This window comes from Erwinia sp. LJJL01 (assembly GCF_047300805.2).
Taxonomy (GTDB): domain Bacteria; phylum Pseudomonadota; class Gammaproteobacteria; order Enterobacterales; family Enterobacteriaceae; genus Erwinia; species Erwinia aphidicola.
This window is the reverse complement of the sequence record NZ_CP178576.1, coordinates 3,912,363-3,927,889: the sequence shown is the minus strand read 5'-3', so window position 1 is coordinate 3,927,889 and position 15,527 is coordinate 3,912,363. Positions and strand designations below refer to the sequence as shown.

Below are 15,527 nucleotides of genomic sequence, written 5' to 3'. Positions count from 1 at the left end.
TGCAACCAGTAATCGATATGTCCCCTTTGATAGCCCTTGATAAAATATCTGTGAGTTTTGGTCAGCGCCGCGTGCTGTCTGATGTTTCACTGACGCTGCAGCCTGGCCGCATTCTGACCCTGCTCGGGCCAAACGGTGCCGGTAAATCTACGCTGGTGCGCGTGGTGCTGGGGCTGATTGCCCCTACCGCCGGTACGCTGACGCGCCCTGCCCAGCTGCGAATTGGCTACGTGCCGCAAAAAATTCATCTGGATGTCACCCTGCCGCTCACCGTCGATCGCTTTATGCGTCTGCGCCCCGGCGTGAAGCGCGCCGATATCCTGCCGGCGCTGAAGCGCGTGCAGGCCGCGCAGCTGCTGGAGTATCCGCTGCAGAAATTATCCGGCGGTGAGATGCAGCGCGTGCTGCTGGCGCGGGCACTGCTCAATCAGCCACAGCTGCTGGTGCTGGATGAGCCGACTCAGGGCGTCGATGTTAATGGCCAGGTCGCACTGTACGATCTGATTGACCAGCTGCGTCGCGAGCTGAACTGCGGCGTGCTGATGGTCTCCCACGATCTGCATCTGGTGATGGCGAAAACCGACGAGGTGCTGTGCCTCAATCACCATATCTGCTGCTCCGGAACGCCGGAGGCAGTGTCGCAACATCCGGAATTTATCTCGATGTTTGGCCCACGCGGTGCCGAGCAGCTGGCCATTTATCGCCATCATCACAACCATCGTCACGATCTTCAGGGACGCATTGTTTTACGTAGAGGGACCGGACGCAATGATTGAGCTGTTATTACCCGGCTGGCTGGCCGGCATTTTACTGGCGCTGGCGGCCGGTCCACTGGGGTCATTTGTGGTCTGGCGCCGCATGTCCTACTTCGGCGACACCCTGGCGCACGCTTCTCTGCTCGGCGTGGCATTTGGTCTGCTGCTCAACGTCAGCCCGTTTTATGCGGTGATCGCGGTGACCCTGCTGCTGTCGCTGGTGTTAGTGTGGCTGGAGCGCAGGCCGCATCTGGCCATTGATACCCTGCTCGGGATTATGGCGCACAGCGCGCTGTCGCTGGGGATGGTGGTGGTCAGCCTGATGTCAGACGTGCGCGTTGACCTGATGGCCTATCTGTTTGGCGACCTGCTGGCCGTCACGCCGCAGGATCTGTGGACGATTGCGGCGGGCGTGACGGTGGTGATGCTGCTGCTGGGCTGGCAGTGGCGCGCGCTGCTGTCGATGACCATCAGCCCGGAGCTGGCGCAGGTGGATGGGGTGAACATTCAGCGTACCAAAATGATTCTGATGCTGATCACCGCGCTGACCATTGGCGTGGCCATGAAGTTTGTCGGGGCGCTGATCATCACCTCCCTGCTGATTATTCCTGCCGCCACCGCGCGCCGCTTTGCCCGTTCCCCGGAACAGATGGCGCTGCTGGCTATTGTGGTTGGCATGCTGGCCGTCACTGCCGGTCTGACCTTCTCGGCGTTTTATGACACGCCGGCAGGCCCATCCGTGGTGCTGGGCGCTGCCGTGCTGTTTATGCTGAGTATGGTGAAAAAACCGGCAGTTTAGCATCCCTCGCAGGGGTCAGGCATGCCTGACCCTGGCTTGCTGGCAGCGGGCGAGGCATGCCTCGCCCCTACGGAGAAGCCGGGCGATCGATACCAAAATGCTTGTACGCATGCCCGGTGGCAATACGCCCGCGCGGCGTGCGCTGAATAAAGCCCTGCTGGATTAAGAATGGCTCCAGCACATCCTCAATGGTTTCGCGCTCTTCGCCAATCGCCGCCGCCAGGTTATCCAGCCCGACCGGGCCACCCATAAACTTATCAATAATCGCCAGCAGCAGTTTACGGTCCATATAGTCGAAACCTTCGGTATCGACGCTCAGCATATCCAGCGCTTTCGCGGCGACATCGCCACTCATCTCCCCGGCGGCACGCACTTCCGCAAAGTCACGCACGCGCCTGAGCAGGCGGTTGGCGATACGTGGCGTACCGCGGGCGCGGCGGGCGATCTCCAGCGCGCCATCATCGGTCAGCGGCAAACCGAGGCAGGCTGCGCTGCGCCCGACGATATGCTGCAGATCTTCCACGCGATAAAACTCCAGGCGCTGCACGATGCCAAAGCGGTCGCGCAGCGGCGAGGTGAGCGACCCGGCGCGCGTGGTAGCACCAATCAGGGTAAACGGCGGCAGGTCCAGCTTGATCGAGCGGGCACCCGCCCCTTCACCGATCATAATATCCAGCTGATAATCTTCCATCGCCGGATACAGTACCTCCTCCACGATCGGTGAAAGGCGGTGGATCTCATCAATAAACAGCACGTCGTGAGGCTCAAGGTTGGTCAGCATAGCAGCCAGATCGCCCGCCTTCTCCAGAATCGGCCCGGAGGTGGTGCGCAGATTGACGCCCATCTCATTGGCGACAATGTTGGCCAGCGTGGTTTTACCGAGGCCCGGAGGACCGAATATCAGCAGATGGTCGAGCGCATCACCGCGCATTTTGGCGGCTTTGATGAAGATCTCCATCTGCTCGCGCACCACAGGCTGGCCGACGTACTCGTCCAGCATCTTCGGCCGAATCGCGCGGTCAATCACCTCTTCTTCTGTAATAACCCCGGCAGAGACGAGGCGATCGGCTTCAATCATGCTTTACCTCTAAATGGCTGCGCGCAGGGCTTCGCGAATTAACGTTTCGCAGTCGGCATCAGGTTTGCCCACTTTACTGATCATCCGGCTGGCTTCTGGCGGTTTATACCCCAGGGCGACCAGCGCAGCAACGGCTTCACTCTCGGCATCGTTACCCGTTTCCACCGGCATTTCGCTGGTCAGGGCAAACGGTGCATCGCTGGCGAACAGATCGCCGTGCATGCCTTTAAAGCGGTCTTTCATTTCGACCACCAGGCGCTCGGCGGTTTTCTTGCCCACGCCCGGCAGTTTCACTAGCACGGCGATCTCTTCACGCTCGACGGCAGTCACAAACTGCTGGGCCGACATCCCGGAGAGGATCGCCAGCGCCAGCTTCGGCCCGACGCCATTCACTTTCACCAGCTCGCGAAACAGCGCACGCTCGGGCTTACTGTTAAAGCCGAACAGCAGCTGGGCATCTTCACGCACCACGAACTGGGTAAAGATGATCGCTTCTTGATTGAGTTCGGGAAGCTCATAAAAACAGGTCATCGGCATTTGCACCTCATAACCCACGCCGCTGGCCTCAATTAACACCACTGGCGGCTGTTTTTCCAGGATAATGCCTCTCAGACGACCTATCACATTCGCTTCCTTCCGATAACTTTAAGTGGGGAGTTTATAGCATAAAAAAGGCTGGATGAATATCCAGCCTGCCGGGAATTTCGGGATGAAAGCTAACTCAGGCGGCCGCGTGCAAGGGTCAGTTTGCCTTCGCCAATACGCGTGACGTTCTGGCTCAGATGGCAGTGGGTGATGGCAATGGCCAGCGCATCCGCCGCATCCGCCTGCGGGTTAGCAGGAAGTTTAAGCAAGGTGCGCACCATGTGCTGCACCTGGCTCTTTTCCGCACCGCCCGTGCCTGCCACGGTCAGCTTGACCTGACGCGCCGCGTATTCGAACACCGGCAGGTCCTGATTAACCGCCGCGACGATCGCCGCCCCGCGTGCCTGGCCGAGCTTCAGCGCCGAGTCCGCGTTCTTGGCCATAAATACCTGCTCGATAGCAAAATATTCTGGCTGGAACTGCGTGATAATTTCACTGACGCCCGCATAGATCAGCTTCAGGCGGGTCGGCAGATCGGCCACGCTGGTGCGGATACAGCCGCTGCCCAGATAGGTTAACTGCCGCCCGACCTGGCGGATCACTCCGTAGCCGGTAATGCGCGAACCCGGGTCAATACCAAGAATGATCGCCATTACGCGCTCCTGCGGTGCGATGGAGCCGCTATCAAAGCGTTTCCGCCACCTCGTCAGAAATTTCACCGTTATGGTAAACTTCCTGCACGTCGTCACAATCTTCCAGCATGTCGATCAGACGCAGCAGTTTTGGCGCGGTTTCCGCATCCATATCTGCTTTGGTCGATGGGATCATGGTGACTTCCGCGCTTTCCGCTGGCAGACCTGCCGCTTCCAGAGCATCCTTCACCGCGCCCATGTTTTCCCACGGGGTGAACACGTCAATCGCGCCATCGTCATAGGTCACCACGTCATCAGCGCCGGCTTCCAGCGCCGCATCCATCACCGTATCTTCATCCAGGCCAGGTGCGTAAGAGATCACCCCTTTTTTAGTGAACAGATAGGCAACCGACCCGTCAGTCCCGAGGTTACCGCCGGTTTTGGTGAAGGCATGACGCACTTCAGACACGGTACGGTTACGGTTATCAGACAGGCACTCGATCATCACGGCGGTGCCGCCCGGGCCGTAGCCTTCATAAATGATGGTTTCCATATTGGTATCATCATCGCCGCCCACGCCGCGTGCAATCGCACGGTTCATGGTGTCACGTGTCATGTTGTTGGACAGCGCTTTATCCATCGCCGCACGCAGGCGCGGGTTAGAGCTGGCATCACCGCCGCCCAGTTTGGCAGCCGTCACCAACTCACGGATGATTTTGGTAAAGATTTTACCGCGCTTGGAATCCTGTGCAGCCTTGCGGTGCTTGGTATTTGCCCATTTACTGTGTCCCGCCATTTCCTATTAGTCTCCAAATTGGCACCGGACAGGCTATCTTGCTGGCGATGACGCCTGACCGTTTGGCTAAGTTCAAAAGATTAAACCAAAGTTAAACTACGAATTCTTCAATTGCCTGGCGATTACTCCAGGACTTGGTGAGCGCGGCGGCGGCCGGGGCGTCCAGCCACTGATAGGCCAGATGCTCGCTCAGCGTTATGTCGCACTCCGCCGTCAGCGCCAGGGTAAACCAGTGTTCCCGGTTGTGGGTGGTGCCCGGCGCATAGCGGTGGAGGAAGTGCGGAAAGATTTCGAATTCTATATGACGCTGGCAGTCCACTAATGTGAGCTGCTCCGCGCAAATATCAATTCCCGTCTCTTCCAGCACCTCGCGCTGCGCGGTCCGTGCAGGGCTCTCCCCTGCTTCCTGACTGCCGGTGACCGACTGCCAGAAATCCACATCATCGCGCCGCTGCAACATCAGCACCCGCCCCGTATTGGCGGCGTAAATCACCACCAGCACTGATACCGGATGCTTGAAGGCCATTATTCGTTCTCTGATGGCTGGTCTTTGACCTTTTTAATCACCTCAATACCCAACTCAGCCAGGGAAGCCGGGTTAGCGAAACTTGGCGCTTCGGTCATCAGACAGGCCGCAGCGGTGGTTTTCGGGAAGGCGATAACATCACGGATGTTTTCCGTGCCGGTCAGCAGCATCACCAGGCGGTCAAGGCCAAAGGCCAGGCCAGCGTGCGGCGGCGTACCGAACTTCAGGGCATCCAGCAGGAAGCCAAACTTCTCGCGCTGCTCGTGCTCAGCAATACCCAGAATGCCGAATACGGTCTGCTGCATCTGGCCATTGTGGATACGCACAGAACCGCCGCCCACTTCATAACCGTTGATCACCATATCGTAGGCATTGGCAATCGCCGTTTCCGGCGCGCTGTTCAGCTCGGCTGGTGACATATCTTTCGGCGCGGTGAACGGGTGGTGCATCGCCGTCAGGCCGCCTTCGCCATTGTCTTCAAACATCGGGAAGTCGATCACCCACAGCGGCTTCCATGCGGCTTCGTCGGTGATTTTCAGGTCACGTCCCAGCTTCAGGCGCAGTGCACCCAGCGCATCGGCCACCACTTTGGCACTGTCAGCGCCGAAGAAGATCATATCGCCATCGGCGGCAGCGGTGCGCGACAGAATAGCGTCGACAATTTCCGCGCTCAGGAATTTAGCCACCGGGCTGGTGATCCCTTCCAGGCCTTTCGCACGCTCGTTCACCTTGATATACGCCAGGCCACGGGCACCGTAGATTTCAATGAATTTGCCGTAATCGTCAATCTGCTTGCGGCTAAGCTGCGCGCCACCCGGCACGCGCAGTGCGGCAACGCGTCCTTTAGCATCGTTCGCCGGTCCGGAGAAGACTTTAAACTCTACGTCTTTCAGCAGGTCAGCAACGTCCACCAGCTCCATCGGGTTACGCAGGTCCGGCTTATCAGAGCCGTAACGGCGCATCGCCTCGGCAAAGGTCATCTGCGGGAAGTCGCCGAGATCGACAGACTTCACGTCGAGCCACAGCTCGCGCACCAGACGTTCCATGATTTCACGCACCTGTGGCGCCGTCATAAACGAGGTTTCAACATCGATCTGGGTAAATTCTGGCTGGCGATCGGCGCGCAGGTCTTCATCACGGAAGCATTTGACGATCTGATAGTAGCGGTCAAACCCGGACATCATCAGCAGCTGTTTGAACAGCTGTGGCGACTGCGGCAGCGCATAGAATTTGCCTTTGTGCACGCGGCTTGGCACCAGGTAATCACGGGCACCTTCCGGCGTGGCCTTGGTCAGCATCGGGGTTTCGATATCGAGGAAACCGTGCTCATCCATAAAGCGGCGCACAAAGCTGGTGATTTTGGCACGCGCTTTCAGGCGGTTGGCCATATCCGGGCGGCGCAGGTCGAGGTAGCGATATTTCAGACGCGCTTCTTCGCTGTTCGCCATGTTGGAGTCCAACGGCAGCGGCTCGGAGCGGTTGATGATGGTCAGGTCGGTGGCAAACACCTCGATCTCACCGGTCGCCATGTCACCGTTTTTGTTTTTCTCATCACGCGCACGCACGGTGCCGGTGATCTGAATGCAGAACTCGTTACGCAGCTCAGAAGCCAGCTTGAAAGCTTCCTGACGGTCCGGGTCAAAGAACACCTGCACGATGCCTTCACGGTCGCGCATATCAATAAAGATCAGGCTGCCGAGGTCGCGGCGGCGATTAACCCAACCGCACAGTGTTACCTGCTGGCCTACATGAGACAGGTTGATCTGTCCACAATACTCAGTACGCATAACGATATCCTTTTAACTACAGCGCTGCGGGTGCAGCATTTTTAATCAATACCCTGCTCTGAGAAGCGCTGCTGCCGCGAAAAATGGCGGCCATTATAATGGAAAACGCCTCACAGGATAAGTGCTGTCATCAGTGCAACAGCGCAGAAAAAACGCGAGCAGCTTTCCAGTCCCTTCAAGCGGTCAATAAAGCAACTGGCGGCGTGGCTCTGCCAGCGCTAGTGTCGCTGCTCAGTACCCGGAAATGAACGCAGCACAGGGAACGTATGATGAGAATACAAGGCAGCAAAATGACACCTACGCCGCGGTGTCGGCATCACTATTTACTTAACGTCCACAAGAGTGACTGGCTCAGAAGTGAATACCACGTTGAGTTCCTAGCCGACTACGGGCTGATGCTGGCTGACTGGTACAGCCCTGAGCAGCTCCGCACCGCCTGGATGGTTAATTTTTTTGACCGGCAGGCGCTGTATGCCCTGCATCCACGCGCGCGCTATGACACTTATAGCGCGATGCACTACAGCCGGGAAGAGCTTGAAGCCCTGTTCATCCAGGGGATTGGCTCTGTGATGCGCAATTTTGCGCAACGCGGGCAGTGCAGCATCCTTTTCTGGCTGTCCGCCCGCCCCGCTCTGGGCCGTTATTACAATTACCTGTTGAAAAAACAATCAGTGGAGTTAGACTACCGCTACCGCATGGATATTCAAAGGGAGGCAGGAATCTATGTTATTGAAACAGGAAAGTACCACAGAGCGCAGGAGCCTGAGCAAAGCCGAACAGGCCGAGCGAAATCGCCGTATTTATCAGGAGCGGTGGCAATCCTTACGCGAAGAGCTCCAGCGTTACGGCACGCTGAGTGAGCCGCAGGAAACCCTTTTTGACATCGAAGTTTAGCCCGCAAATACCTGAGTCTCTGTCATGGGGAACAATGGTTCCCCATGTAGCTATTCGCAGGCTAAGAAATACCCGCTAACAAATCTCCCCCGCTTTATCGCCATAAATTGTCGCACAAATAGTCGGTTCCTTTGTATTCTCGCTGTTTTTCACCTGCTGAACCGGAGAAAGTCATGTTTAAACTGAACCCAAAAACCACTGCCCTGGTATTGATCGACCTGCAGGAAGGCATCCTGCCTTTCGGTAATGCCCCGCACGCTGCCAGCGATGTGGTCGCGCGTTCTGCCAAACTGGCCGCAAAATTCCGTGCCGTCAATGCACCGGTAGTGCTGGTGCGCGTGGGCTGGTCGGCTGATTTCGCCGAAGCGCTGAAGCAGCCGGTGGACGCTGAGCATGCGGGCGGCGCGCTGCCGGAAAACTGGTGGAGTTACCCACAGGCGCTTAACGTGCAGGCCAGCGATCTGGAAGTGACCAAACGCCAGTGGGGCGCATTTTACGGCACCGACCTGGAGCTTCAGCTGCGTCGCCGCGGCATCGACACGATTGTTCTGGGCGGCATTGCCACCAACATCGGTGTGGAATCTACCGCGCGTAACGCCTGGGAGCTGGGCTTCAACCTGGTGATTGCGGAAGATATCTGCAGCACGGCGACGGCAGAGCAGCACCAGGCCAGCTTCGAGTGGATTTTCCCGCGCATTGCCCGCGTTCGCCAGTCTGAAGAGGTGATCGCCGCACTGTAATCCGCATGGCGCGGACCGGAGGGAACCGGTCCTTTTCTCCCTTGCACACCGTTATCCCCCCGCGTTACAGTCGCCCGCAGTCAACACTCACAGGAAACGTGATGAAGCCGTTTTATCTCGGCCTGCCGCAGTGGCAGCACCCGCAATGGAAGAAACTGGGGATGAGCACCCTGGAGGATTATGCCCGCTACTTTAACTGCGTTGAGGGCAACACCACGCTCTATGCCCTGCCGCGCCCGGAAGTGGTGCAGCGCTGGCGGGCGATGACCCATGATGATTTCCGCTTCTGTTTTAAATTCCCGGCCACCATCAGCCACCAGGCGGCGCTGCGCCAGTGCAGCGATCTGTGTAACGAGTTTTTCTCGCTGCTGGCGCCGCTGGCCGATCGTCTTGGGCAATATTGGCTGCAGCTCCCTTCCGCCTTTTCCCCGGCCGACCTGCCCGTGCTCTGGAGCTTTCTCGATAGCCTGCCCGCGCAGTTTCGCTACGGGGTTGAAGTGCGCCACCCGGAGTTTTTTGCCAAAGGGGAAGCGGAGCGCGCCCTGAACCGCGGCCTGCACCAGCGCCGGGTTAACCGGGTCATTCTGGATACGCGAGGCGTACACAGCGCCGTGCCTTCTACTGCCGAAATTATCGAAGCCCAGCGCAAGAAGCCAAAGCTACCGGTCCATGCGCTGATGACGGCAGATGCCCCGATGATTCGCTTTATCGGCGGGGACGACCCGGCTGCTAATCTCGGCTGGTTTAACGCCTGGCTGGAACGCCTGCCGCAGTGGTACGATGCGGGCCAGCCGTGGCTGTTTATTCATACCCCGGACGTGGGCTTTGCCCCGGAACTGGTGCGTTATCTGTGGCCTGCTCTCCAGCAGGCATTGCCGCAGGTAGGGGATGCTCCCGACTGGCCACGGCAGGAGTTACTGTTCTGATAGCGACAGAGAGCGGTTTGTCCGCTACCCTGTCGCACAAGAAATTTCTTACAACATGGAGTGAGAGATGGTCAGTGCTCTCTACGTAGTGCTTGGCGCGATTTTTATTATTAAATTTTCTCTGGATGTGGTGAAGCTGCGGCGTCAGTACCGGGTCTCCATTGGCGATGGCGGCGTCTCTGATCTACAGCTTGCCATTCGGGTGCACGGCAATGCGGTAGAAAATATTCCGATTGCCGTGATGCTGCTGGTGATGATGGAGATGAACGGCGCTGACATGGTCCTGCTGCATCTGCTCGGCGTGCTGTTTTTCCTCGGTCGCCTGATGCACTTTCACGGCTTACGCAGCCGGACCCTGCTGTGGCGCCGCAATGGCATGATCCTCACGCTGCTCTCCCTGTTTGGCATGGTTGTCACCAATCTGGTGTTCCTGCCGTGGGACCTGGTTTTCACCCTGCATTAATCCTCAGACTGGCAGAAAAGGTGCAGCCCGCGCCGCTTTCTGCCAGAATATGCCCTTTCCGTTAGCCTCTCCGGACTTACCATTATGTCTAACCGCGATACGCTGTTTTCCGCGCCAATTGCCAAACTTGGCGACTGGACGTTTGACGAGCGCGTGGCTGAAGTCTTTCCCGATATGATTCAGCGCTCCGTGCCCGGCTATTCCAACATTATTTCGATGATTGGCATGTTAGCCGAGCGTTTTGTACAGCCGGACTCAACCGTCTATGACCTTGGCTGTTCACTGGGCGCCGCTACCCTGTCGGTACGCCGCAACATCAAAGCCGCAGGCTGCAATATTATCGCCGTGGATAACTCCCCCGCGATGGTCGAGCGCTGCCGCCGCCATATTGACGCCTTCCGTGCCGACACGCCGGTAGAGGTCATTGAAGCCGATATCCGCCAGATCCCGATTAAAAATGCTTCGATGGTGGTGCTCAACTTCACGCTGCAGTTTCTTGAACCGCAGGAGCGCCAGCAGCTGCTGAATACCATTTATCAGGGCCTGAAGCCCGGTGGCGCGCTGGTGCTGTCTGAGAAATTCAGCTTTGCCGATGCCGATGTGGGTGAACTGCTGTTTAACATGCACCACGACTTCAAACGCGCTAACGGCTATAGCGAGCTGGAGATCAGCCAGAAGCGCAGCATGCTGGAAAACGTGATGCTGACCGACAGCGTGGAAACCCACAAATCGCGCCTGCACAGCGCCGGTTTCGAACATGCCGAACTGTGGTTCCAGTGCTTTAACTTTGGATCTTTAATTGCTTTAAAAGCGGGTCACGCCTGATGGATTTCGGAAACTTTTACCAACTAATTGCCAAAAGCCCGTTGTCGCACTGGCTGGAAACGCTGCCAGGGCAGATCGCCGCCTGGCAGCGCGAGTCGCTGCACGGCCACTTCAAGAACTGGGACCGCTCCGTCGAACACCTGCCGGATCTCACCCCGGAAACCCTCGACCTGCTTCACGGCGTCAGTGCCGATAGTCCCCATCTGACCGCCCGCCAGCGTGACGGTATTGAGAAATTGCTGCGCAATCTGATGCCGTGGCGCAAAGGCCCGTTCTCGCTGTATGGCGTCAATATCGATACCGAATGGCGCTCCGACTGGAAGTGGGAGCGCGTGCTGCCGCATATCTCTTCCCTCGCCGGGCGCACCGTGCTGGATGTCGGCTGCGGCAGCGGCTACCACATGTGGCGCATGCTGGGCGCAGGAGCCAGGCTGGTGGTGGGCATCGACCCGATGCAGCTGTTCCTGTGCCAGTTCGAAGCCGTGCGCAAGCTGCTGGGTAACGATCAGCGCGCCCACCTGCTGCCGCTCGGCATTGAGCAACTGCCGGAGCTGAAGGCGTTCGACACGGTGTTTTCCATGGGCGTGCTCTACCATCGCCGCTCACCGCTGGATCACCTGTTCCAGTTGAAAAACCAGCTGGTTTCCGGCGGAGAACTGGTGCTGGAGACGTTAGTAGTGGAAGGCGACGATCAGCAGGTGCTGGTGCCGGGCGAACGCTATGCACAGATGCGCAACGTCTACTTTATCCCCTCTACCGGGGCGCTGAAGAACTGGCTGGAAAAGTGTGGTTTCGTCGATGTGAAGATTGTGGACTACTCCGTGACCAGCACCGGGGAACAGCGCCGGACCGACTGGATGACCAGCGAATCCCTCGCCGAGTTCCTCGACCCGAACGATCCGGGCAAAACGATAGAAGGCTATCCGGCCCCGCTGCGTGCGGTGCTGGTCGCCACTAAGCCCTGAACCAGGGGAATACGTGGCGCGAGCCTGGCATCTGCGTAGGGGATGGGCATGCCCGTCCCCTTTTCATTCCCAAAGTGGCGCGAGCCTGGCATCTGCGTAGGGGACGGGCATGCCCGTCCCCTTTTCATTCCCAATACTCAAATCGGTAGGCAGCGGTAATATTGCGCCGCACTATTCCACTGGGAAAAACTTCCATCTCGCGCGAGTAGCTCAGGGTACAGTTACCGCGATCGTCCCACAGCTGGCACTCGTCGACGCTGGTCATACTGCTGAGCGGATTGTCGGTTTTGGTCGTCAGGCTCAGCTCGCGCTCCTGCTTATCGTAACGCCACTGCATGGTGCTACGTTCCGATTTTGAAGAGAGCAGCTGATTGTTATTATTCCAGCGGTAGTCGAAAGCCCCGTTGCTATTTTGGTCTGAGCCGCGCGACACGCTGCGCACCAGGCGCTGTTTCTCATCGAAGCGATTAGTGGTTTCCGTAAAACCTTCCTCACCCTGCAGCAAAAATTTATCGGTTGAACTGGTGATGCTGCCGCGCTTACCGGTGTGATAGTCGATGGTGCCCTGCTTATGGTTGACCTCAACCGGCTGGCCGTCCTTTAGCTGAAACACCACCAGATCATAGCCCGAGCGCCAGCCCTGCCCGACGCGCTCGATATTCTGTACCAGCTTGATCTGCATATTCCCTTCCTGCTTCTCATAGCTGATATCGGCGCGCAGCAGTGCTCCGCAGCGGTCAAACTGGCCGAGCATGCGCTTTTGCTGGTCGACATCTTTGCCAAACTCCCCCACCACAAACTGTTTGATGGGGCCTTTTGCCGTGCCGCCCAGCATCATCAGGCTGTTGTTATTGTTCACCTGCTGAGAGCCGGGTGCGCAGGCTGCTGCGGCATATCCCGCCGGGGCCACCAGTAAAGTCATCAGCGCCGTTAACGTACAAGCGAAAATCTTCATCAAGGCTCTCATCACGGGTTAGGGATAGAGTGAGTGTAAAAGTTTTTTGCGTCATCCGGCATCATCTGCGTGCGTTGAGAACAAAAAAAACCCCAACAAAGGGGTTGGGGTCTGGTACTTGCAAACATCACGTCAGAGTGCGGCGTGCTGCGCGGCAAAATCGGCTGCTGTCTCAGGCCACTCTTTCGGGAGCGCCAAACGACATGACGCTTTTCATTGCCGCCACCACGTCGCCATCAACGCAGCTGCGGCTGAATTCATCTATTTCCGTTTCGGAACACATCGACACGCCGGCTTTGCGGTAGCGCATCGGGGAAGAGACTCGCTGACTGGCCGAGCTGTGAAGCTCAGTCAGACCGGCATCAATAAATTTTTGCAGATTGCTCAGGCGCACGCCGGCACCCGCCATAATAATCGGACCGCAGGTCATGCGGCTAAGTTCCCTTAACAGCGGTAATCCGCTTTCTGCACTCTGCTGCTGGCCTGAAGTCAGAATGCGCGCCACGCCGAGATCCGTCAACTGTTCCAGCGCGCTGCGTGGGTTGTGGCACAGGTCGAACGCCCGATGAAAGGTCACGCTCATGCCCTCACACAGCCGCATGACCTGCTGCATGCGCGCCAGATCGATATGTCCGTCTTCATCCAGCAGGCCGATCACCAGCCCGGGGAAGCCGCGCTCGCGGATAAAAGCGATGTCCGACTTCATCAACTCAAATTCAATCTCGCTGTAGCAGAAGTCGCCGCCGCGCGGGCGTACGATCGGGTGAACCGGAATCGATACGCGCTGGCGCGCGGCAATCAGTGCGCCTGCTGACGGAGTCAGTCCCCCTTCGCCGGGGGCTGCGCACAGCTCAATCCGGTCGGCTCCCGCCCGTTCTGCCGTCACTGCGCACTCCACCCCGTAGCAGCATATTTCCAGTTTTCGCATCCTATCCTCCGGTTAATCACTGCTGGCTGTTTGTTTATGTATACTCTGATGATTAGTCTGAACTTATCTTGCACTGGTACTTATTTTAACGGGAAACATGATCATGGCATTCAGTTTTGACCAACGGATAGACCGCCGTCACAGCGATAGCCTGAAATGGCGAAAATATGGTGACCGGGATATCCTTCCGCTGTGGGTAGCGGATACGGATTTTCGCTCTGCCGACTGCATTATCGACGCGTTACAGCAGCGGGTGGCTCACGGAATATTCGGTTATGGCTTCCCGCAGGAAGAGCTGATTGACGTGATTATCGCGCGTATGAGCAGCCGCTATGGCTGGCAAATCCAGCCGGAATGGTTAGTGTTTCTTCCCGGCGTAGTAACCGGGCTTAATCTATGCGTGCGTGCCTTTACCGAAGCCCATCAGGGCACCGTGGCCCCCACCCCAATCTATCCGCCGTTTCGTTCCGCGGCTTCGCTCGCCGCCAGAGATCAGATCAATGCCCCGCTGGTGCTGCAAGAGCAGCGCTGGGTAGTGGATTTTGACGCGCTGGACGCGCAGCTGACCGGCAACGAGAAGCTGCTGATGCTGTGCAACCCACAAAACCCCGGCGGCACCGTCTATCGCCGCGCTGAGCTGGAAGCCCAGCTGCGGTTTGCCCAGCGCCACGACCTGCTGGTCTGTTCGGATGAAATCCACTGTGACCTGCTGCTGGAACCGGGGGTAGAGCATATTCCGTTCGCCAGCCTGAGCGAAGACGCCGCGCAGCGCTCAGTAACCCTGCTGTCGCCGTCAAAAAGCTTCAATATCGCCGGGCTGGGCGCATCGCTGGCCATTATCCCCAACCGTGAACTGCGTGAACGTTTTAACCAGCAGCGTAAAGGCATTGTGCCGGACGTCGACGTGCTGGCGCTGGTCGCGGCCACCGCGGCCTGGCGCGACGGTCAGCCGTGGCTGGAGGCGCAGCTGGCGTATCTGCGCAGCAACCGCGATGCGCTGGTGCAGCACGTTAACACACTGCCGGGCATGAGCATGGTCGCGCCGGAAGGCAGTTACCTCGGCTGGATTGACGCCAGCCAGCTCAACGTAGCCAGCCCGGCGCTGTTCTTTGAAAAACACGGGCTGGGTTTCTCGGCCGGGCGCGACTTCGGCGATGACAAGTTTGTGCGCTTCAACTTTGGCTGTCAGCGCGACCTGTTAAACGAGGCCCTGCGCCGCATGACGCTGGCGCTGGCTATCGGTCGCTAAGCTTCGCGTTCGCTCTCCACAATCTCCTTCAGGCTCCACGGATGGAACTTGATGGTCACCTGGCCGTCAGTCACCGCCAGCGTCGGGTTGGGCAGCCGCTCACCTTCCCCATGCGGCGCGCTGCTTTTCACTGAAATGCCCTGTTGGATCAAGCCTTCATCGGCCATCAGCGCCAGCGCACGCGTCCCCAGCGTGTCGGCATCGCCGCGCAGCACCACTTCGATATGCTCCCACCCCTCGTGGCGATAGAGCCGCTGACCGGGCCACGGTAGTTCAATGATGCTTATCGGCCACGGCCCCACCTGTAACGGTTGCGTTAATTCGAATAATGCAATTGGCCTGCCCGCAATCTGCTTCTCGGAAAACAGCGTACCCAGACGTAAAAGGCCCGCTTTCCAACGCTCTGCGGTGGTGTTCTGATTGCACCTCAGCGCTATGTGGTCAACTTCCAGCGCGGCGAGATCGAGCCCCAGACGCTGCGCCAGATGGTAAAGAGAGTGTAAAAAACGGGGTAAATCATTAGCCAGATCGTTTAATTCTGCTGCTTCAAAGCGCTCAGACATCACTGTTTCCTTCATTTACTGTAGCCAGGCTTACCTTTCATACTTAAGGCAACCTGAATTG

At 58.0% G+C, this 15,527-nt stretch carries 18 protein-coding genes; 9 read left to right on the top strand and 9 right to left on the bottom strand.

Features of this window, described 5'->3' with window-relative positions; genetic code table 11:
• Positions 1-17: 17 nt before the first annotated feature.
• Together znuC and znuB are read left to right on the top strand one after the other, a co-directional pair.
• Positions 18-776, top strand: a complete 759-nt coding sequence (znuC, locus tag ACLI4M_RS19400; protein ID WP_048915827.1) for a zinc ABC transporter ATP-binding protein ZnuC — start codon at positions 18-20, stop codon at positions 774-776.
• Positions 769-1,554, top strand: a complete 786-nt coding sequence (gene znuB, locus ACLI4M_RS19395) for a zinc ABC transporter permease subunit ZnuB (protein WP_133623803.1) — start codon at positions 769-771, stop codon at positions 1,552-1,554. Before znuC ends, znuB begins: the two co-directional genes overlap by 8 nt.
• 67 nt (positions 1,555-1,621) lie before the next feature.
• Here znuB and ruvB read toward each other — a convergent pair whose 3' ends face one another.
• The 6 genes from ruvB to aspS form a co-directional block, all read right to left on the bottom strand.
• Positions 1,622-2,632 carry a Holliday junction branch migration DNA helicase RuvB gene (gene ruvB / locus ACLI4M_RS19390; RefSeq protein ID WP_133623804.1) on the bottom strand — a complete coding sequence of 337 codons (1,011 nt, stop codon included), beginning with the start codon at positions 2,630-2,632 and terminating at the stop codon, positions 1,622-1,624.
• 9 nt (positions 2,633-2,641) lie between these two features.
• The gene (gene ruvA / locus ACLI4M_RS19385) at positions 2,642-3,256 is read right to left on the bottom strand and encodes a Holliday junction branch migration protein RuvA (RefSeq protein ID WP_048915824.1); all 615 of its coding nucleotides are present in this window, start codon (positions 3,254-3,256) and stop codon (positions 2,642-2,644) included.
• A gap of 92 nt (positions 3,257-3,348) precedes the next feature.
• Positions 3,349-3,870: a crossover junction endodeoxyribonuclease RuvC gene (ruvC, locus tag ACLI4M_RS19380; protein ID WP_048915823.1), complete on the bottom strand. Its 522-nt coding sequence runs from the start codon at positions 3,868-3,870 to the stop codon at positions 3,349-3,351.
• Positions 3,871-3,901: 31 nt separating this feature from the next.
• Entirely contained in the window at positions 3,902-4,645 is a 744-nt protein-coding gene (locus ACLI4M_RS19375) for a YebC/PmpR family DNA-binding transcriptional regulator (RefSeq protein WP_048915822.1), read from the bottom strand.
• A gap of 91 nt (positions 4,646-4,736) precedes the next feature.
• Entirely contained in the window at positions 4,737-5,171 is a 435-nt protein-coding gene (gene nudB / locus ACLI4M_RS19370) for a dihydroneopterin triphosphate diphosphatase (RefSeq protein ID WP_048915821.1), read from the bottom strand.
• Positions 5,171-6,958, bottom strand: coding sequence for an aspartate--tRNA ligase (gene aspS / locus ACLI4M_RS19365; protein ID WP_133623805.1), 1,788 nt, complete (start codon positions 6,956-6,958; stop codon positions 5,171-5,173). The genes nudB and aspS overlap by 1 nt, the downstream gene beginning before the upstream one ends.
• A gap of 266 nt (positions 6,959-7,224) precedes the next feature.
• Between aspS and ACLI4M_RS19360 the strand changes: the two genes are divergently transcribed.
• The 6 genes from ACLI4M_RS19360 (at position 7,225) to cmoB (ending at position 11,771) form a co-directional block, all read left to right on the top strand.
• The gene (locus tag ACLI4M_RS19360) at positions 7,225-7,818 is read left to right on the top strand and encodes a hypothetical protein (RefSeq protein WP_133623806.1); all 594 of its coding nucleotides are present in this window, start codon (positions 7,225-7,227) and stop codon (positions 7,816-7,818) included.
• 207 nt (positions 7,819-8,025) lie between these two features.
• Positions 8,026-8,592 carry a hydrolase gene (locus ACLI4M_RS19355; RefSeq protein ID WP_133623807.1) on the top strand — a complete coding sequence of 189 codons (567 nt, stop codon included), beginning with the start codon at positions 8,026-8,028 and terminating at the stop codon, positions 8,590-8,592.
• A 101-nt stretch (positions 8,593-8,693) separates the two neighbouring features.
• Positions 8,694-9,518: a DUF72 domain-containing protein gene (locus ACLI4M_RS19350; protein WP_133623808.1), complete on the top strand. Its 825-nt coding sequence runs from the start codon at positions 8,694-8,696 to the stop codon at positions 9,516-9,518.
• A gap of 67 nt (positions 9,519-9,585) precedes the next feature.
• Positions 9,586-9,981, top strand: a complete 396-nt coding sequence (locus ACLI4M_RS19345) for an MAPEG family protein (protein WP_048915816.1) — start codon at positions 9,586-9,588, stop codon at positions 9,979-9,981.
• An 84-nt stretch (positions 9,982-10,065) separates the two neighbouring features.
• Positions 10,066-10,806 carry a carboxy-S-adenosyl-L-methionine synthase CmoA gene (cmoA, locus tag ACLI4M_RS19340; RefSeq protein ID WP_133623809.1) on the top strand — a complete coding sequence of 247 codons (741 nt, stop codon included), beginning with the start codon at positions 10,066-10,068 and terminating at the stop codon, positions 10,804-10,806.
• Entirely contained in the window at positions 10,803-11,771 is a 969-nt protein-coding gene (gene cmoB, locus ACLI4M_RS19335; RefSeq protein ID WP_133623810.1) for a tRNA 5-methoxyuridine(34)/uridine 5-oxyacetic acid(34) synthase CmoB, read from the top strand. Before cmoA ends, cmoB begins: the two co-directional genes overlap by 4 nt.
• Before the next feature lie 124 nt (positions 11,772-11,895).
• Here cmoB and ACLI4M_RS19330 read toward each other — a convergent pair whose 3' ends face one another.
• Together ACLI4M_RS19330 and cutC are read right to left on the bottom strand one after the other, a co-directional pair.
• Entirely contained in the window at positions 11,896-12,726 is an 831-nt protein-coding gene (locus ACLI4M_RS19330) for a hypothetical protein (protein ID WP_133623811.1), read from the bottom strand.
• Between the two features lie 172 nt (positions 12,727-12,898).
• On the bottom strand, positions 12,899-13,654 hold the full coding sequence (cutC, locus tag ACLI4M_RS19325; RefSeq protein WP_133623812.1) for a copper homeostasis protein CutC: 756 nt from the start codon (positions 13,652-13,654) through the stop codon (positions 12,899-12,901).
• Between the two features lie 103 nt (positions 13,655-13,757).
• On the opposite strand from cutC, the gene ACLI4M_RS19320 reads away from it, so the two are divergent.
• Positions 13,758-14,903, top strand: coding sequence for a MalY/PatB family protein (locus ACLI4M_RS19320; protein WP_133623813.1), 1,146 nt, complete (start codon positions 13,758-13,760; stop codon positions 14,901-14,903).
• Here the strand turns inward: ACLI4M_RS19320 and ACLI4M_RS19315 are convergent.
• On the bottom strand, positions 14,900-15,466 hold the full coding sequence (locus ACLI4M_RS19315; protein ID WP_133623814.1) for a VOC family protein: 567 nt from the start codon (positions 15,464-15,466) through the stop codon (positions 14,900-14,902). The two genes, ACLI4M_RS19320 and ACLI4M_RS19315, sit on opposite strands and share 4 nt — an antisense overlap.
• Between the last annotated feature and the right edge of the window lie 61 nt (positions 15,467-15,527).